Below are 19,636 nucleotides of genomic sequence, written 5' to 3'. Positions count from 1 at the left end.
GCTTAAAGAGATTTTGTGATTATTTTAGAAGATAATATGCTACAAAATCAAGTTGTAGAATTCTTAGTACGAAAAATAACAAAAAATGTGAAAATAGCATATTAATAAGGAAACTCAATATGTTGCTATTGAAAGGATAATATATGAGCAACCATATTTTTGTAAATTGGGATGGACATCACGTAAAACTTTCATGGTTACCAATGGTACATATACAAGACGTTAAACAAATTACAAGCGCACATGGTTATTGTTTTAGTCAAGGTAAAATTCTGTTAGTGGATGTAAAAGGTAGAGGATTTAATATACCAGGTGGACATGTTGAGGATGGAGAATCACCTGAGGAAGCGTTTCATAGAGAAGCATTTGAGGAAGGTTATGTCAAAGGTAAGGTAGAGTATATTGGAGCAATTGAAGTAAGTCACGAACATAATCCACTCTTTAAGCATGGTGGGAAGTATCCTCTTGTTGGCTATCAAATATTTTATCGAATGGAAATAGAAGAGTGTTTTCCTTTCCAAAGAGAGAATGAAACTTCCTCACGTATTTGGGTAGAACCAGAGGAAATACCATATGTAATGAATGACCATGAACTTTCTTTACAAGTATTAAATGAGGCATTAAATAGTAAAAAAAGTGTTATGTAGAGGATTTTTTTAATACTTAGTTGTGATTGTTATCTTTGCATGAACAGTTGTTTTTTAGAGATTATTTAAGAAGTAACGAAAAAATGAGAAGTGAGTATGAATAGCTAAAAAACGCTTAGTAAATAAAAATAAAGATAAATATGCAGAAAAACAAACTAATTTTGTACAGTCTATACTTGAGAATCAATTACTCAGTTAATTAAGGTTAAAAAGAAGTGCGTTTAAGGAATGTTGACGAAAATCATATTATTATTGGTTACAGGAGTAGTTTGATTTGATATTGGTGAAAAACTATTGAAAAGAAACTTACGACTACTAATAGTGCTGAAGAAGAGTGAACCTATGAAGTTTTAGCCTTTTTATTAGCAATTGGGCTAAGGGTCTCGTATGTTTTAAATTATACTAAAGATAACTATGCAGGTGAAATAAAACCAGTGTTGATGTGGATAATCAACGCTGGTTTTATTGTAACGCTTTTTAAAGATTTGTTAATAAATGGTCCACCATAGAATCATATTGTGCAAAATTTCCAGAAGTCCTTACTAACAGGGGAGCACCTTGTGCAACCGCTAAGAATAGGCGTGCTTGATCTCGTAAATCCTCAGCTTGTATAGGATTTTCAGTTGCTTTTTTTTCAGCTAACACATTTTCAAGCCATTTTGCATTATCAACAAAAAATTGATTAATATTACCACGTATTTCCTCTGGGAAGGAAGAAATTTCTGCTGCCATCATCGTACATAAACAAATTTTTGAGTTATTGTCTAGAGTATTACGATACAGTTGGAAAAAAGCCTTAAGTTTTTTTACAGGGTCATTAAACTTTTGATCTATTTGGAAAAGATCATTAAGAAAATCCTTGTGATATTGCTGTAGAACAGCTTGGACCAATTCTTTTTTTGATGGAAAATAGTAATGAATACTTGCCTTTTTTATACCGACCTGCTCAGCAATATCAGCATAGCTAAAGCCGTTATAACCGTTTTTCTGAATAAGATGCTGACCGACATCTAAAATTTTTTGTAATGTAGTTTTATTATCCATATAAATAATCTACTATCAAGTAGATAAGTAGTCAAATGACAAGCCCTATTTATGAATACCTCATGAGCATATCGTAATAATATTTGCTCATACTATGTTATGCTAACATCATAAATACTATTATTGAGGTGCAAACGATGAAAATCGAAGTATATTCAGATTTTGTATGTCCATTTTGTTATATAGGAAAAAGACATTTAGAGGATGCATTAGAACGAACATCCCTAAAAAATATAGCTGATGTATCTTATAAAAGTTTTGAACTTGATCCAAATTCACCGCGAGATACGAACTTATCAATTCATGAAATTATTGCTAACAAATACGGTGTGTCCATTGAACAGGCGAAGCAAAATAATGAGGGGATTCGTAAAAGAGCTGAAGAAGTTGGCTTGGACTTTCGTTTTGAAAACATGCTACCCACAAACACGTTTGAAGCTCATCGTTTAGCAAAATATGCTTCGGTTGTTGGTAAGGAAGAGGAACTAACTGAAAAATTATTAAAAGCTTATTTTACCGATTCTAAGCATATTGGAGATCATAGCACATTACTTGATATTGCTGAAGATGTTGGGCTTGACCGGGAACAAGCGAAATCAGTATTAGAAAGTGAGCAATATAAAGATGAGGTTCGCAGTGATGAATCCGAAGCAAGGAGCATTGGGGTTCAAGGTGTGCCATTTTTCGTCATTAATGATAAGTATGCCATATCTGGTGCGCAACCGACAGAAGTATTTGTTGGTGCACTAGAGAAAGTGCTAGAAGAAGAAAAACAATCAAGCAAACTAACTTCGCTTAATACAGAAAATGCAAAAGGTACCTATTGTGATGATAATGGCTGTGAGTGAACAGCTAAAGATATCTAGTTGAACATTGTATATAGAAACATAAGGAACTTTCGACGTGAACACATCCGATGATTAACGACTGACATGAAGGATGCAGTTCATTATAAGAAAGTTCCTTTTTCTATTTTATAAGCTCTTTTCGTATATTTTTCTTATTCTCATTTTATTGAACAATGAAGTGCTAACATTCGTAGCATAGCATTTGGTACATAAACTAATTTCTACTTTAAAACCTCATCTCATCCTAGAGAGTAGTATCAAAGAAGGTATATGTCCCCCATGATTTTGAAATAGGTCAGAAGTGCCGTTTTTACAGCATAAGTTAAAGAATAAGAGAGTGTGATATCTAAAATCATAGTTCTATTATCTTAATTTACAATAAATTCTGAAGATTACTTTGTTTTCTAATCTCGATTCCTGTACAATTTTATCAAAAAAAGAGATTGGAAAAGAGGAGAATAGTATGAGGAAATTAGTCACCATTATACTAATATTTAGTAGTTTAATATGTTTTAACGTTACAGTAGCCTATGCGAAGAATGAGGACTTACGCTTAAATATTGTCGATGAGTTGACAAAAAGAGGAGACCTTGAAGGTGCAAAGGCTTATGCGCAAGTTTATGAAAACGATACAAAGGTTGGTGTTCAATATTCATTTTTTTATCCATATAATGGCGTAATGGATGGAGCAGTTGGACAAGGTGCTCATGAAGGAGATTGGGAAAAAGTAAGAGTGATAGCTGATAAAGAGACTGAGGAAATTGAAACAGTGTACTATGCAGCCCATTCAAATGAAGGGCAATGGTACGATGACAGCTTTATATATAGTGAAAATATGAAAAGCTATGAACGTAGTAATTATGATACAGGGCAAAAGCCATCAGTAGCAGTTACTGTTGATGGAATGGTTATTGAAGTGCATGAAAATGAAGTTACCGGTGGAAGTCTTTATTATAATTTGGGGAAAATTGTTGATCAAAAGGTTGAGTGGCTTCGTTTAGGAACTAAATACGATACTGGGCAAAATCCAGCACTTACTGTTACCAATGACGGTAAAATTATTGAAGTACATGAGAATGAAGTTACTGGTGGGAAATTATATTATAATATTGGAACAATTGAAGGGGATAAAATCAATTGGACAACGAATGGAACATATTATGATACTGGACAAAATCCTTCTGTAAGTGTTACTACGGATGGAACAATTATCGAAATTCATGAGAATGAGGTCACAGGTGGGAATTTGTACTATAGTGTAGGGAAATTGAACGGCAACAAAATAACCTGGATGACAAAAGGTCATAAATACGATACGGGCCGTCACCCTTCTGTTACAGTATCAAATAATACAATTGTTGAAATGCATGAATCATCGGGAAATCTATACTATAATGTTGGCTCTTTAAATGGAGAACAGGTTGATTGGACTTCTAATGGAACGTTTTATGATACAGGGTATCTTCCTGATGTTACTGTCACACAAGATGGTAAAATATTTGAAATTCATGAAGGTGGTGACAGGCTATACTATAATATCGGCCAATTAAATGGTGAAAATATACAGTGGTCAAAATGGAATGGAACTAAAGTAGTTGGAACGCCTCTAGACTTTGGGAGCAAACCCTCTGTGCATTTCTCCTCTAAGAATGACGTTATTGTAGTGAGTGAGTCTCATAGTAGTTATCACATAAATGCTCGAATAGCAACGTTATTAGATGATTATAGACCTGTAGGTTTTTCTTCAAAGATTTCTCATGCAAGTTATCCAAGGGTAGCCACATATTCTAGATTTCCACTGCCAAATGATGTGACAAATAGAGGTCCAATATGGGATATTCAAGAAAATTTCTCATTGATCGGTAGTGATTACAGAACGAATGATTTGTACAGATGGGTAGCCTATGATGGCTTATGGGGAAATACGTATGAGGATGATTTAATTGGTACGAAGAGTCCTAGCTTTGGAATAGGAAGTGGATGGTTTAAAGATAGAACAGGTAGTTCTGTAGCAAACGATGTCGTCGTGGCTGATTATAATCGAGCTATGTATTATGCAAAAAACTTTGCCCCAATTATGTATATGCATAGCGAAGATATCGATCATCCATCAACTGTAGAATGGTTTTTACAACGGGTTCAACTGTTATACAAAGATGAAGTTCTTTTAGATGTAGGCGAAGTAAATCCAATTTCACTAGTTGAGGTTAATATACAGTGATTATGCTATTGTTTTCGTAAAAAGGGATGGCTCTGTTCGTAAACTTTGATGTTATTTTTACTTAGAAATGGACAGAGTGATCTTTTTAAAGGGGCTCAATAATTGTAAAAGTAGAAAAGATACCACGAACGGTAGATGTATACGTGCTTATACCTTAGAACAAATGCTTATTATATAAGCTCTTTTCTTAAATTTTATTGCTTTTTTCACTTAAATGTTAGCAACTGATGTATTAATGACTTTAATAGTCTTTATTGGTGGAAAGATGCCGAACGTGTTTAGTTCTTATGCATAAAGGACCAATTAATGTGAAAACAGCTCTATATAAAAACTCATAAGTTGAGCTTATTTAGTAAGAATACAACTGCAACTAAGTATTGAAAATAACCTTTAAAAACATGAAACAAATTTCCGGTCATTTGCGTCATATTTAGTAATAATTTCCTTAATTGACTGGAGTGGTGTGATGAATAGAATGATTTATTTTAGTTTAAGTTTCTTATTATTAGTATCGCTTGTTTTCACTGGTTGCAAAGCTGAAACTGCAAAGGTAGATAGTGATAACGAAAGGATCCAGACTGATTGGACTGTCCGACAAGAATATAGTGACAATGGTGAGACGTTATTTACTGTTTATCCTGATCCTACGCTTGTTGCTGGTAGGTCTTATGGTTATATGATTAGCTTCACAGCACCATTTGAAACCTTTAATGGGAAAACAATTGAAATAGAAGCCTACCATAAGGAAACGGGGAAACGTATTAATGCCATACCCCCACAAACGATTACAGAACCTACCTCTGGTTACGACAGTTTAAACCGCTTTACAGTGAGCTTTATGCTGCCTTTAAGTGGACTATGGCGATATGAAGTACGTTTAGATGGTGAAACATATGGAGATGTCATTTTAGCTGTTGGTGAAGCTTAACGAGATCGACAAGAGCCGTATGAAAAGAGGGGGATTAAATGGAGCTTTATGCGGATGGCGGAACATTTCATTTAAAGAGTGCAAAAGAAAAAGATTTTCAAGTCGTTTTACAACTATTAATTCAAGCAGCTACATGGTTACAAACAAAAGGTACAACGCAATGGGATTATTATCTTACTCATTTAGAGGAAAATACACAAGAGATATTAGATTCTATTTTAAAAGGGAATACTTATATTTTAATGAAAGAAAATAAAGCAATTGCTACGATTTCATTGGAGGATCAACCAACTGAATGGGATACTGATATTTGGGGACAAGCGCGAAACAACAATGATATTGTTTATTTGCATCGAATAGTCGTTGACAGAGAATATGCTGGTAAACAAATAGGTGAAAAATTAATCGAATGGGCAGTACAATTAGTAAAAGGTCAAGGAAAACAATACATCCGTTTTGATTGTCTTCGAAGTAATAAAGGATTAAATACTTATTATCAAAGAAAATATGAATTAAAAGGCATTGCGAATATTTATGGTGAGCATTGTAAATATGAAATAGTGGTGTGATATAACTATCATAACCTCTATTAACTTTTTCTGAGCTTAAGGTATAACCATTCTTATTATTAAGCTAAGGATAAAAGTACCAGAATAAGAGCCTGTTTAATTCTATCATGATAACAGGCTCTCTATTTTTTCTACCAAATTGAATCTGACCTTTCAACAACTATAATGCTTCTTTTATGACTTTTTTGTAATAAAGAACAGATAACACGCCAAAGATCGAATACAGGGCAGTATATAATATCATAACGATAATCATTGGTGTCCAAAGCTCTGTTCCAAACCAAAACCATCCTGATTGAACTGCAAAATAGCTATGAAGTAGCCCAAAAAGCAGTGGTATTCCAAAATTATACATTTGCTTTACTTGAATTCCTTTTAATAAGTCCTCTTGTGTGAAGCCGAGTTTACGTAAAATTGTAAAGCTTCCCTTTTCCTCTTCACTTTCATCCAATTGCTTAAAATACAGGATGCATCCTGATGTAATTAAGAAGGTTAAGCCTAAAAATCCGACAATGAACATGAACAGACCAAAGTTTTTTTTCAAATTGTTACTCACGTCAACGCGTGAAGTATGAGAAAATTCGCTTTCTAGTGTTTGGAAAATTTCGTTAGCAACTGAAAGATTTTTTTTATCTACAATATCAAGTCCGATATAGACAGAGGATTCTTTTTGTATGTCTGGATTTAAATCAGTCGTTAATTTATTGAATGTTATGGTATCTACAATTGCAACTGCTAATCCTCCAAAGGAAAAGTAACTTGAGATGTAGAAGTCATTACGATTAATCCCTATATATTTTTTTTTAAGACAATATTTTGCCCCATCAATTCAATTTCTCCACTATTGTTAATCGGCATCATTGTTTGTTTAGCATTCTCATAACCTGCAAGAAGGATTTCATTTGGATCTAGGTCAATTTCTTGCAAGGCATGATCACCTATAACTGCTACAGTCGTTAAGCTTGGATCAGTGTTTATTTCTTCTATATTTACATCTAATATATCCTCCAGATTGGCATGTGCTTGAATCACATCTACTTTTCTTTCTAAAAAGTTAATATTTTGTGACTTCAATGCCTGTGCGAATTGTTTCGCATCTTGTACATTGGTGAAAGCAAAATCAGCCGCTACACTATTCCTAGCAGATTTTTCTGCTGAGTAATAAGAAATATAACTTAATGATAATAAGCCGATTGCAAGGGCAGATACGGTCGTAATGACTGTTAATATCAAGGCATTAGATTTCATTCGGAACATAATCGTTGAAAGTGATAACACCTCATTAATGTTTAAATAACCTTCCTTTCTTTTCCTGGTGATTTGAGAAATTACACTAACAGAACCTTTGTATAAAAGGTATGTTCCCAAAATAACGGATGCTAAAATACCTATCATCGCAAAAAATAAATCATTAAATGAGGTAAAATAACCATTAAATAGTACAGATGATACATAATAGCCAATAACGATTAAAATGATTCCTAGTATTCCAATTATGATTTCAACTATAGATAATTTTTTCATTTTGCCTTCTGTCTTTGAAGTCACCTGAAATAAAGATAAAATGCTCTGTCTATTGATGAAAAGAAAATTCATGAACATAATAAAAAGATATATAATAGAAAAAACTATAATGGTTTGGGTAAATGCTTCGGATGAGAAATGTAGGGTTGCGATTGTTTCAACCTTTGTCGCCTTAAATAAAATCATCACAATTAATTTTGACACTGAAAACCCAAGAAATATTCCAACCATTAATGAACTAAAATATAGGATGAAGTTCTCAACAGAAAGAATGCTGAAAATCCTTCTTTTTGTCATTCCTATGAGCTGAAATAAGCCTATTTCCTTACCCCGACGTTTTATGAATATTTTATTAGCATATAAAAGAAAAATTGCTACTATAGCTACGAGTAAAATAGATGCCGTTCGAATAGCGGCAGCTCCTTTTATTGATCCTTTTACTGGATCCATTGAAGGGTCATATTGTAAAGTGACAAATGAAAAATAAAGGGACACACTAAAAATTAATGCGAATACATATAGATAATAATTTTTTAGATTTTTTCTCAAGTTTCTTATGATGAACTGATTAATGCTCATATTGTACACCACCTAGAACACCCTGTGTTTTCATTATGTCTTTAAAAAAGAGCTGTCTATTTTGTTCACCTCTATTTAATTGTGTATATACTAACCCATCCTTGATGAAAATGACTCTATTACTATACCCCGCTGCAACTGGATCGTGAGTGACCATTACGATTGTTGCTTTTCGTTTTATGTTTAAATCGCTTAACTTGTGTAATAAATCTGATGCAGATTTTGAATCGAGCGCACCTGTGGGTTCATCAGCAAAAATAATGCTAGGCTCATGGATAAATGCTCTAGCTGCTGAAGTCCGCTGCTTTTGTCCACCCGAAATTTCATTAGGATACTTATCTTTTACGTCTAGAATACCTAGTTCGGTTGCTACATCATGAAATTTTTGTTTAGCTTCTTTCTTCGATACTTTTGTAATAGATAGCGGTAATAGTATATTTTCTTTGACTGTTAGTGTGTCTAACAAATTATATTCTTGAAAGATAAAACCTAAATGCTTTTTTCTGAAATTAGCAAGTTGTTTATCCTTCATTTTTGTAAGTTCATTTTGCTCAATGGTGATTGTTCCGTTACTTACCTTATCAATTGAAGATAGCACATTAAGTAATGTTGTTTTCCCTGAACCAGACGGTCCCATAATACTAACAAACTCGCCCTCTTCAATGTTTAGATCAATTCCTTTTAAAACTTCTTGTCTATGAAACTTATTACCAAAGCTTTTGTTAATTTTATTAGCTTCTAAAATATACATACCATCACTTCCTTTTCTCTTATAGTTTAATTATAAAAATAGTGAGATTTCATTTCCTTCGATTGTCCGAACAAAATGATAAAGGCATGTGACACTTTTGTCACACGCCTATCATATTGACGAAGTCATTACGTTTTGGAAATGTCAAAGTAATAGTAGTACCCTCTCCGAGTATTGATTGTACTGAAATGGTAATTTTTAAAGATTTTGCGGCTTTTTTGACCAAATATAATCCCATGCCAGTTGCATTTTGGTCGTCATGATTTGTTGTTGATGTAAACCCTTTATCGAAAATTCGAGGTAAATCTTTTGGGTCAATCCCTCTCCCAAAATCTCTCACCTCAAGGAAGGTTTGCCCATCTTGTTGATAGCTTGTAATACTTATATCTGATTGACTACTATACTTCACTGCATTTGTTAACAGTTGCCTTATAATAAATGCAAGCCATTTTGCATCACAAAGTACTCCTGTCTCGTCGATATGTATATCAAAGCCAATTCTCTGTTGAATACACCAAGTTTGTAGTGTTTTAATCTCTTTGATCACAATTGATTCGACATCAACTTGTTCTATAAATAAATCGTTTTCAATAGACGATATTCGTTTTTGGTGCAGCTGTTGATCGAGAAGCAGATGAATGCGTAACCATTCATAAGTTAAGCTAGCTTTCAATTCTTTATCTTCAATGCGTTCAATCATTAAATGCATTGCCGTTAAAGGAGTTTTTACTTCATGAATCCAAGATAACAAATCATCCTTTTCTTGCTCCAATGCAATTAAATTTTCAGAATTCACTTGTTTTAACCAATCAATTTGGTTAAGCATTTGTTGTTGAACAATATTTTCAAAAGGACTCTCAGGCTCAGGTATATTTGCAAAGTCAAGGTTGTTTTCACGTTCTTCCAACCTATGATAAAAGGCTGTTTCTTTAATATAACGAATGATTAGAAAAAGACTGAAAATGATGGCTGATAAAAAAACGATATAAATGGTTGGTTTTAACGGAATCAGTGAATCAATATAAGCGACAAAAATGAATAATAGTTGTAATGATAAAACTAGCAATATCCAGCTTCGCCTTTCTTTCAAAAATCTTCTAATCATAGTTTTTATCCTGTTCGATAGCCATATATCCTTGTCCAACTTTTGTTTCTATAAATTGTCCTAATGTTAGTTCATCTAACCGTCGTCGTAAGCGATTTACATTAACAGTTAATGTATTATCACTTACAAAACGTTTATCGTCCCATAAACTATTCATTAGTTTATCCCGACTTACGATTTTATTCTTGTCCTTAATCAATTGTTTTAATATAAATATTTCATTCTTTGTTAGCTCTATTGTTCCTACATCGTTTGTTACTATATTTTTCTCATAATCTACTGTGGCACCGCACCATGATTGGAGATTACCTTGTTCAGAGTTATAATTATATACACGCCGAAGAGTAGCTTGAATTTTGGCGATTAGTACATCGAAATGAAAAGGCTTTTGTATATAGTCATCTGCTCCAAGCTGCATCGACATAACAATATCAGTAGGATGGTCGCGCGATGATAGAAATATAATAGGAACATTTGAAAAGTCTCTAATCATTCTACACCAATGGAACCCATCAAATTTAGGTAATTGGGTATCGATGATGACTAGGTGTGGTCTAATCGTTGTAAATTCATGAATGACATGATTAAAATCTGCAATACCATATACTTCATAAGACCATTGAGTCAACCTATCTTTCATCTCTTGAAAGAGAGTCTTATCATCTTCAATCAATAACAGTTTAAACACCGAATCACCACTCTTTATAACTTTTTCACAATTAATTATAAAGCAAAACCTTTTTAGATGCTAAAAAATGTTAGGTGTTTGTTAAGTTAATAAAGCCAGTAGCCTGATTTTTGAAATCCTTCTACTGGCATATCACTTTTATATACGAAGTAATTTTTTCTCAAGTATTGAAACTGTACGTACAGTTTGCATTTGGACATAAATATAAGGGATGATTAACAAGAAATAAACGGTAGAAAATTGAGTAACTAGCCCGTTTTTTACAAAACCCCAATGAATAAAGAAAAATCCTAGCACCATAAAAGCAACACCAGGACAAATAAGTGCGAAACTTCCAGGGCTTTTCTTTGATCCATGAATATATTCATTAAAATAGCTAGTACGTTTAAGAACTGAAAAACCAATTAAACCAAATATTAGTTGAATCGATACAAGTATAGTTAAAATTATTAATAGCGGTAGCTCACTTGGGTTAGGCTCATGTAACAAATGATGACTAAAGCCCATATAATTACGCACGATGGAAATGCCGATAAGTGTTAGTATAGGAATCATCATCCATAAGCTAGGACTGCCTTGTACGTCAATCCCTTGTTTGAAGATTGACTTAAATCCTAGGACTAAATGGATAGTTACGAAGACTATGGCAATGCTAATGAAAAATATTGATAATAATAGACCCATCGTCGAAACAACTTTTGTATGACTCATCGCAGCAGGAGCAGCAAAACCTACGGCTACCATGCTAAAGGTAAAAGTGATTAGCATTTGACTGAGATTATTATTCATGACAAAGTCAAAATCTCCATTTAGCATGAGTCGAGTAACGTAATTCTTAAAAATGTATAAGCTGTATACTCCTATCACGATAAATGAAATTAACGAGATAGGGAATAAATATTCAACGTAATTCCAGAGATTTGGTATAAAAGTACCGAAAATAATAAAAACAACGTTTACGCTCATAGCGAGTGTTAACGGTATTGCCATTAATGTAACTTCATTGTTAGATTCTCTTAAATTATTGTAAGCTTTTGTTTTCTTAAACTTGCTATATTCTGCAATATTCCAAAATAGTAGTTTGTAATGCTTAAATCCAAAGTAAATAATGCCTAGTAGAGCAATTGCAATCGTTAATATTAGCAAAAAATTACCTGATTTAAAGCCATTGAGTACATGTTCAAAGTTTGCCATCGGCTTGCCAGGGTGTTCGACCATAAACATGAGGTACATGTAAAATGCTACAGCTAAGCCTCCATTGCCGAGTGATGATAAAAAATACATTGGGTTATATTGTTCTTTTAAATTTTTACGCATGTAGATCCTCCTTCGTACATTTTACATACCCATATGGGTAATTGAACACTATTCTAACGAGTTAAAAACTAGTTTTCAAGAGGGAAGAATTTTTTGTTGCAGGAAATGTTTCATATAAAGATATGCATATAAGGAAGCTTTAAGTTAAAAACAAATTGTTACAATTTGATGGCTACGATAATAGAATTCTATTAGTTGACTTTCTTATATAATTTTCGTAATATACCCATGTAGGTAATTTAGAAAATGGAGGTTAGATAGATGGAATTTATCGGTTATATCATGATTGGTTTATTTATTGTAGTTCTTTTTCAAAAACTTGTTCCGACTAAAGGTGTACGACAAATTTCAGTAACAGAATTAAAAAATCAAATGAGCGTACCTAACAAACAATTTATCGATGTTAGAACAGTTGGTGAGTTTAAAACAAACAACATTCGAGGGTTTAAAAATATACCTTTGCAGCAACTGAGTAAAAAAATGAGTGAGCTTTCAAAGGATAAAGAGGTAGTTGTAATTTGCCAAAGTGGAATGAGGAGTAATCAAGCGAGTAAACTATTAAAGAAAAACGGCTTTAAACAAGTGACAAATGTAAAGGGTGGTATGAGTGCATTATAGCAAGAGTGTTTTAATTAGTTATTAGATATAGAAAAATTAGTGTTAGAGGTAGTTTAATCAAATTTAAATCGCATTTATGAAGTAATATATCAGTAAGAAGGGTAGACCTAACTCTGATCCCCTTCTTATTAGAAACTTGTGATCAACATTAGAAGATAAAAAACAGCAAAGCTCATTAACTATTAAGATCTGTTAATTCCTTAGGTAAGCTAAAACCTTCATTACGATCTGGTATAAAGCGTATAACTTTAAATACAGCAGCCATGTTTAATGAACCATAAATATGTGGGAATAATTTTCCCGCTTCATACAAGTCTTCATATACAATCTTTGCTTCCACTTTATTAGGGTCTATACATAAAAGTACTAGATCTGTATGACCCTTATACAAAAAATTTGCAACATCAACAACTTGTTCACTAGTAGAGCAGTGAATAAAGCCATCAGTTTTTATGCTTGTTGGAGTATAGATTCCCTCTCTTTGTGCCTTGAACCAGGCTTCTTTTTCAATGATATGTAATATCATTTTTCAAACCCTCCTCTTAGTTAAGTACGTTCCAAAAGTTCATTTTGGCAAATAAATGTATAGATAATATTATACTATTTTTCTATTATATAGGATCATATAAACATCCTGTACAATAGTTTCTATCTTTAAAAACAGCTTATATTTGGTGCTTATTTTATTCTTCTTTCTTTTTTAACTGAACTCTTCAAATGACGTATAATATAAATAGTTTATGTGTATGGGGGTGGTGCAGTTTATGTTACACAGAATGGGGTTATATAAAACGTACCTACAAGCGATTAAAGATGGCAAAAAAACTGTTGAAGTACGCTTAAATGATCAAAAAAGAAGACAAGTAAAAATTGGAGATACTATTGAATTTATCACTGTTCCTGAAGCAGAAGAAACACTAAGGGTAAATGTAACAGGTCTAAAAAATTATTATACTTTTAAAGACATGTACGAGGATATTCCTTTAAAGGATATCGACTGTGAAGGTTGGACGATGAAAGATTTACTTGAAGGAACATACGAAATATACACGCTTGAGCAAGAAGAACGATGGGGTGTTTTAGCGATTTCGATCAAAACAATTAAATAATAGCATAAAAAACCAAGAGGCAGGACGGTTGATGAAAGGCGGAGCTAGATGATGGATGTAACTGAGTTTCAACAATGGGTTAAGGAATATTATAAAACAAGAGGGTGGTCAGAGTTAGATATATTTATTCGAATTGGTTTTCTAGCGGAGGAAACGGGTGAGGTTGCACGAGCGATCAGGTCCCTTGAAATAGGAAGAGATAGACCGGATGAAGTAAGTGGGACATTTGAGGAAAATAAACAAGAGTTAACTGAAGAATTGGGTGACGTATTAGGAAACTTAATTGTTATCGCTAACAAGTACGATATCTCTTTGGAAAAAATTTTTCATGAACATAAAAAGAAACTATCTAATCGCTATACGAATAATTAAGGTATGGTAGTTTTATAAAATGAAAGTTAACAAACGGAAAGAAATCTATGTTAAGAGGTTGGTGGCCAACAATACAAAACTCACTATTAGAAAAGGTTTCAGCAAAATACGGGGTCAATCCTACTTCATTGAAGTTATTAGGAGGATTTGATCAAAATGTTTATGAATGTAAGGCTAAAGGTAACAACTTTATATTAAAAATTCTATCAGGAACTAAATATGATATTTCTTCAGTAAAGCAAGAGTTAGCATGGATGAATTATTTATTTGAACATGGATTAAACATATCATTACCTGTTCGGTCTGTAAAAGGTAAGTTCATTGAAGAAATGAAATGGGAAAGTGAGTATTATATCGTCGTGGCTTTCGAGAAGGCGCATGGTTCAGTTCTTGCTGATCTTCATTTAGCTGATTTATTGACCGTAAAGAAATGGGGAGAAGCTATGGGGAGGATGCATCATGTTGCTAAATTATATCCTACCTCTAGAAATAGCCTTGTTATTAATAAAGAATGGAACAATAACAGTATTTTTACGGAATACCCACCAATTGAGAAAAAAGTATTGGATAAGTGGCAAACATATATAGCTGAGTTACAATTGTTAGATAAAGATATCAATAGCTATGGAATGATACATAATGATTTCCATCATCATAACTTTCATGTACATGAAGGTGAGATTATCTTATTTGATTTTGGAGATATTGAGAAAAGTTGGTTTGCATATGATATCGCAATTTCGTTATATCACGCCGTGCAAACTATTCCTTCATATGAACAAATAAGAAGAAGAGATTTTACTTTGCGTTTTTATGAAACGTTTATGTCAGGGTATACGAATGAAAATTTGCTTGATAAATATTGGCTTGCAAAAATACCTTACTTTCTCGATTACAGACAAATTTATTCATATGTATATACTTCAAAATATATGAACATCGATCATTCGAATGAGAAAGTAAACAAGGTTTTTAAAAGAATGAAATACAATATTGAACACGATATACCATTCATAGATTTCAACTTACATATTGGCTAAAAAATATAGGCTTGCAAGAAAATTGATAAACGAAGGGTAAGGGGTGATATGATGCAAAGCTTAAGTGATAACGAGGTAAATAATGATAACATAGAAACCACTCGCCTATACTTGAGGAAAATAACTCATAACGATATTGAATCACTGTATAAAATCGTCAAGCAAAACGAAGTTGGAATGTGGTTAGCCAGGGGAGAGGGGATGTCCCGTGAAGAGACAAAAAACTACGTGGAAAATATAGTAAGCCATTGGAATCTATATGGCTTTGGTGTGTGGGCAGTTATACATAAAGAAACCGACAAGCTTATCGGCCATTGTGGTTTAAGATATATAGACGATACAGAAGATGTTGAAATACTCTACCTCATTAATCAACAGTATTGGGGTAATGGTTATGCAACAGAGGCAGCTAATGTAGCAATAGGTTTTGCTTTTAAGTATTTAAGGATTGAAAAATTGTTTGCTAGAGTTAGAACAAGGAATGAGAGGTCGATGAATGTATTAGAAAAACTTGGATTTACGTTCCTCATAAATAAAGACTACAATGGTCGTATACTATCATACTTTGAGTTAAATTCTACTAGAGGGGTATAAATAAACTAAATGTGAGCAATATTAAGTCAACATAATGACCTAATATTGCTCATTTTAATAGATGAATTGGAAAACATTGTGAGTAAAAAAATATAGAATATAAATAAAGTTTGTTATAAGATAATATTATAAAATGATAACGTTTACATAAAGAGATAAAAGGGTAGGTGAGTAAATGTAGCAAAAAACAAATAAGACAACTCTACTTGTAGGCTTAATAATGATAACGTTTACATTTTTTTGTTAAATAAATATAAATAAGGTGGGGGAGATAGCACATGTTTAAAAGAAATAGTAAAACTCTTCGTTCAATAGCGGTGTTTTTTCTTATATTCTGTTTAACTTTTACAAGTTTTATTGGGATAGATAAAGGTATAGCAGCAGGTGAATCCGTTCAAGTTTGGCTTACAACCCCTGATGAAACTAAATTACTTGAGCAACAAGAAGATATTACGTTTTCACGAGATAGCTCATCCGCAAATATTCATATTGATGAAAATATTGAATACCAAGAAATGGATGGATTTGGGGCTGCAGTTTCAGGCTCTTCAGCGTATTTGTTGAACCAATTAAATGAAAGTGATAAGGAACAAATTTTAAATGATTTATTTAGTGAAAAGGGTATTGATTTAAGCTTTGTGCGTCAAACAATTGGTGCGTCGGATTTTAATCTAAAAAGCTATACGTACGATGATATGCCTGAAGGTGAAATAGATCCAACCTTAAGTCATTTTACAATTGACGAAGATCGAATCGATGTCATTCCTGTTCTGCAACAAATTAAAAGTATTAATCCACAATTGAAAATTTTAGGTACACCATGGAGTGCACCAGCGTGGATGAAAGAGAGTGGTACATTAAATGGGGGGAGCTTGGATCCTCAACATTTTCAGTCTTATGCGGATTATTTTGTGAAATATCTTCAAGCGTATGAAAGTGAAGGATTACCAATTTATGCTGTGACAGTGCAAAATGAACCTCATCATGAAACAACCAGCTATCCAAGTATGTATATGGATGCAAATCAACAAATTGATTTCGTGAAAAATTATCTAGGTCCTACCTTTAACGCAGAAGGAATGGATACAAAGATTATTGCCTGGGATCACAATTGGAATGAATTTGATTATCCAATTCAAGTGTTAAATGATGAAGAGGCTAATTCTTATGTAGCAGGAAGTGCATTCCATTGTTATGCAGGTACACCAGAGTCACAATCTGCAGTGTTTGATGCACACCCAGATAAAGGAATTTGGTTTACTGAATGTTCTGGTGGGGAATGGGCAACTGATTTTGGTGATAATTTAAATTGGAATATGTCTAATATTGTAATAGGTGCAACGCGCAATTGGGCAAAATCAGTCTTATTATGGAACTTAGCACTAGACGAAAATTTTGGTCCGATAAATGGTGGATGTGTTGACTGTCGTGGCGTTGTTACAGTAAATCAAGGTACTGGAGATATTGTTAAGAACGTAGAGTATTACGTGCTTGGACATATTAGTAAGTTTGTAAAGCCAGGGGCAAAGAGAATAGAGTCTAATGAAAATACGGAAATAGAGAATGTTGTATTCAAAAATCCAGACGGTTCAAAAGTATTACTCGCAATGAATAGTACAAATGAACAAAAAACGTTTAAAGTAAGATGGGGAACACAAGCGTTTGAGTATTCACTTCCTGCTGGGGCAGTAGCTACCTTTACATGGAACGGTGAACAGGAAGGAGATAGTGGATTATTCGAACTTAACCCGTATCAACAAATGGAAGCTGAAAACTTTTCTTCAATGGAAGGTGTTGCAACTGAATCAGCAAATGATATCGGTGGCGGCTTAGTAGTTGGACAAATTGATAATGATGATTATGTAGTATTTAAAAATGTTAATTTTGATGATGGCGCCCAACTTGTCAAAGCAAGGGTTGCTACAGAAGCTGATGGAGGACAAATAGAGTTTCGATTAGGAAGTCCAACAGGCACATTGATTAGTACAATAGATATTCCGAATACAGGTGGCTGGCAATCATGGATAACTAGTTCTGCCCAAGTAGAAAATGCAATTGGTGTACATGATTTGTATATTGTGTTTAAAGGCGGCTCAAATGGTATTGGTAACTTTAACTGGTTTGAATTTTCAGCAACGAATGAAATTACAAACGAAGTTAATGCATTTGAAAGAATTGAAGCTGAAAACTATGATACATTGTTCGGTATTCAAACTGAAGGAGCTAATGATGCTGGTTATGGTTTAAACGTTGGGCATACAGATGACGGGGACTATATCGGATTTAAAAATGTTAACTTTGGTAGTGGAGCAATATCTGTTGAAGCGAGAGTAGCTACAGATGCCGATGGTGGAGAACTTGAATTTAGATTAGATAGCCCAACTGGGCCTGTCATTAGTACTATAGATGTTGAAAAAACGGGTGGCTGGCAATCATGGGTGACAAGATCAGCAAAAGTTTTAGGGGCAGATGGTGTTCATGACCTATATGTTGTGTTCAAAAGTGAAACTGGAGGTATAGGTAACCTAAACTGGTTTACATTTTCGGATGCCATACAGGACAATCCTGCAATAAATGCTTTTGAACAAATTGAAGCTGAAAACTATGATACACAGTACGGTGTTCAAACTGAAAATTCTAGTGACGTTGGTGGAGGCCTGAACGTTGGTCATACTGATAATGGTGATTATATAGGCTACAACAATGTTGACTTTGGTGAGGGAGCTGTAGCTGTTGAAGCGAGGGTAGCAACTGACTCTGAAGGTGGGATGATTGAGCTTCATATAGATAGCCCTACTGGAGATTTAATTGGAACAATTAATATTACGAAAACAGGCGGTTGGCAGTCATGGGTAACTGAATCAGCTGAAATATCTGGCGCAAAAGGTGTCCATGATGTATATCTTGTATTTAAGAGTGAAGCTGGAGGCATAGGTAACGTAAATTGGCTTAAGTTTATTAATTCAGCTCAGCAGCTTCAGCAGCATATTGAAGCGTTCAAATCTGATTCGAATCAAATGGAACAATTATCAGCAATGATCGTAAACAGTGTCATGCTAGGTGAAGTCGATGGAGAAGAAGTGAAAATCTTACTTCAAGAAGCTTTTTTAGCTGAAGAAACTGCTAATGAAACGGTTATCCATGTTCGAAATATTACTGAGCATATTGAAAGAGATTTAGAGCGTATGGCAGGAGAGCTAGATAAAAAGAATTTTGACAGTGAAAAATATATTAGTAAGATAGCAAAAGAGTTAGAAAAGCTGATTAACAAAACATCCTAATATCTTTTAAATTAATCATTGTAGCCACTTTATTATTGGGATAATAAAGTGGCTACTCTTATAGTTTAGGCGGATTTGTTATTAATAGATGCTACAGAACAAATCGTTCAAGACCCTATGTAATAACACTTGTAAAGCAGAGAATGCACTAACAGAGAAAAAATAATATCGAATTAAAGCTGAAAAACATTCAAAGGAGTCTATTTCGTAAAGTCATCGAAATAAAAACGTCATTGGCGACTTCTGTTAAGTGTGAAAAGTATGGTACTAGACAAATGAGCTTTGTATGGATTAAGGCCCTTTTAAATAAAGCTTGCCGATCTACACCCACTCAAATAGCTATTTTATCAAATCATAATAAAGTCGTTTAGAAAAAAATCTTTTCTCTTGCAATTCTACCT

Annotated in this window: 17 protein-coding genes and 1 pseudogene; 11 read left to right on the top strand and 7 right to left on the bottom strand. The window is 33.5% G+C overall.

Annotated elements, in window-relative coordinates; genetic code table 11:
* Positions 1-143 precede the first annotated feature (143 nt).
* The gene (locus JM172_RS03140; RefSeq protein ID WP_214480617.1) at positions 144-647 is read left to right on the top strand and encodes an NUDIX hydrolase; all 504 of its coding nucleotides are present in this window, start codon (positions 144-146) and stop codon (positions 645-647) included.
* Positions 648-1,124: 477 nt separating this feature from the next.
* On the opposite strand, the gene JM172_RS03135 is transcribed toward JM172_RS03140, so the two are convergent.
* Positions 1,125-1,691, bottom strand: coding sequence for a TetR/AcrR family transcriptional regulator (locus JM172_RS03135; protein WP_214480616.1), 567 nt, complete (start codon positions 1,689-1,691; stop codon positions 1,125-1,127).
* A 137-nt stretch (positions 1,692-1,828) separates the two neighbouring features.
* Here JM172_RS03135 and JM172_RS03130 point away from each other — a divergent pair, with 137 nt between their 5' ends.
* The 4 genes from JM172_RS03130 (at position 1,829) to JM172_RS03115 (ending at position 6,257) form a co-directional block, all read left to right on the top strand.
* The gene (locus JM172_RS03130; protein ID WP_214480615.1) at positions 1,829-2,539 is read left to right on the top strand and encodes a DsbA family oxidoreductase; all 711 of its coding nucleotides are present in this window, start codon (positions 1,829-1,831) and stop codon (positions 2,537-2,539) included.
* A 463-nt stretch (positions 2,540-3,002) separates the two neighbouring features.
* Positions 3,003-4,760, top strand: coding sequence for a hypothetical protein (locus JM172_RS03125; RefSeq protein ID WP_214480614.1), 1,758 nt, complete (start codon positions 3,003-3,005; stop codon positions 4,758-4,760).
* A 466-nt stretch (positions 4,761-5,226) separates the two neighbouring features.
* Positions 5,227-5,688, top strand: coding sequence for a hypothetical protein (locus tag JM172_RS03120; protein WP_214480613.1), 462 nt, complete (start codon positions 5,227-5,229; stop codon positions 5,686-5,688).
* Between the two features lie 38 nt (positions 5,689-5,726).
* The gene (locus JM172_RS03115) at positions 5,727-6,257 is read left to right on the top strand and encodes a GNAT family N-acetyltransferase (protein WP_214480612.1); all 531 of its coding nucleotides are present in this window, start codon (positions 5,727-5,729) and stop codon (positions 6,255-6,257) included.
* Between the two features lie 160 nt (positions 6,258-6,417).
* Here JM172_RS03115 and JM172_RS03110 read toward each other — a convergent pair.
* From JM172_RS03110 to JM172_RS03090, 5 genes and pseudogenes are all read right to left on the bottom strand, one after another.
* Positions 6,418-8,360: pseudogene (locus tag JM172_RS03110) on the bottom strand (ABC transporter permease).
* Positions 8,350-9,111 (bottom strand): ABC transporter ATP-binding protein, encoded by a 762-nt coding sequence (locus JM172_RS03105; protein ID WP_214480611.1) that lies wholly within the window; start codon positions 9,109-9,111, stop codon positions 8,350-8,352. Before JM172_RS03105 ends, JM172_RS03110 begins: the two are co-directional and overlap by 11 nt.
* A 100-nt stretch (positions 9,112-9,211) precedes the next feature.
* Positions 9,212-10,216, bottom strand: coding sequence for a sensor histidine kinase (locus tag JM172_RS03100; RefSeq protein WP_214480610.1), 1,005 nt, complete (start codon positions 10,214-10,216; stop codon positions 9,212-9,214).
* Positions 10,209-10,904: a response regulator transcription factor gene (locus tag JM172_RS03095; protein WP_214480609.1), complete on the bottom strand. Its 696-nt coding sequence runs from the start codon at positions 10,902-10,904 to the stop codon at positions 10,209-10,211. The genes JM172_RS03100 and JM172_RS03095 overlap by 8 nt, the downstream gene beginning before the upstream one ends.
* Positions 10,905-11,042: 138 nt before the next feature.
* The gene (locus JM172_RS03090) at positions 11,043-12,221 is read right to left on the bottom strand and encodes a TsoY family (seleno)protein (protein WP_214480608.1); all 1,179 of its coding nucleotides are present in this window, start codon (positions 12,219-12,221) and stop codon (positions 11,043-11,045) included.
* A 261-nt stretch (positions 12,222-12,482) separates the two neighbouring features.
* Between JM172_RS03090 and JM172_RS03085 the strand changes: the two genes are divergently transcribed.
* Positions 12,483-12,839: a rhodanese-like domain-containing protein gene (locus tag JM172_RS03085; protein ID WP_214480607.1), complete on the top strand. Its 357-nt coding sequence runs from the start codon at positions 12,483-12,485 to the stop codon at positions 12,837-12,839.
* A 175-nt stretch (positions 12,840-13,014) separates the two neighbouring features.
* Here the strand turns inward: JM172_RS03085 and JM172_RS03080 are convergent, their stop codons facing one another.
* Positions 13,015-13,365 carry a DUF952 domain-containing protein gene (locus JM172_RS03080; protein WP_214480606.1) on the bottom strand — a complete coding sequence of 117 codons (351 nt, stop codon included), beginning with the start codon at positions 13,363-13,365 and terminating at the stop codon, positions 13,015-13,017.
* A gap of 250 nt (positions 13,366-13,615) precedes the next feature.
* Here JM172_RS03080 and JM172_RS03075 point away from each other — a divergent pair, with 250 nt between their 5' ends.
* The 5 genes from JM172_RS03075 to JM172_RS03055 all read left to right on the top strand — a co-directional run bounded on the left by JM172_RS03075 (position 13,616) and on the right by JM172_RS03055 (position 19,235).
* On the top strand, positions 13,616-13,948 hold the full coding sequence (locus tag JM172_RS03075) for an ASCH domain-containing protein (RefSeq protein ID WP_250886485.1): 333 nt from the start codon (positions 13,616-13,618) through the stop codon (positions 13,946-13,948).
* 51 nt (positions 13,949-13,999) lie between these two features.
* Positions 14,000-14,320: a MazG nucleotide pyrophosphohydrolase domain-containing protein gene (locus JM172_RS03070; protein WP_214480604.1), complete on the top strand. Its 321-nt coding sequence runs from the start codon at positions 14,000-14,002 to the stop codon at positions 14,318-14,320.
* A 47-nt stretch (positions 14,321-14,367) separates the two neighbouring features.
* Positions 14,368-15,360 (top strand): phosphotransferase enzyme family protein, encoded by a 993-nt coding sequence (locus JM172_RS03065; protein ID WP_214480603.1) that lies wholly within the window; start codon positions 14,368-14,370, stop codon positions 15,358-15,360.
* 51 nt (positions 15,361-15,411) lie between these two features.
* Positions 15,412-15,954, top strand: a complete 543-nt coding sequence (locus JM172_RS03060) for a GNAT family N-acetyltransferase (protein WP_214480602.1) — start codon at positions 15,412-15,414, stop codon at positions 15,952-15,954.
* A gap of 278 nt (positions 15,955-16,232) precedes the next feature.
* Positions 16,233-19,235 carry a carbohydrate-binding protein gene (locus JM172_RS03055; RefSeq protein WP_214480601.1) on the top strand — a complete coding sequence of 1,001 codons (3,003 nt, stop codon included), beginning with the start codon at positions 16,233-16,235 and terminating at the stop codon, positions 19,233-19,235.
* Positions 19,236-19,636 lie beyond the last annotated feature (401 nt).

The sequence above is a fragment of the Bacillus sp. SM2101 genome (assembly GCF_018588585.1).
GTDB lineage: Bacteria > Bacillota > Bacilli > Bacillales > SM2101 > Nanhaiella > Nanhaiella sioensis.
Note: the sequence above shows the minus strand (reverse complement) of the source record. Positions and strands in the feature narration are given on the sequence as shown.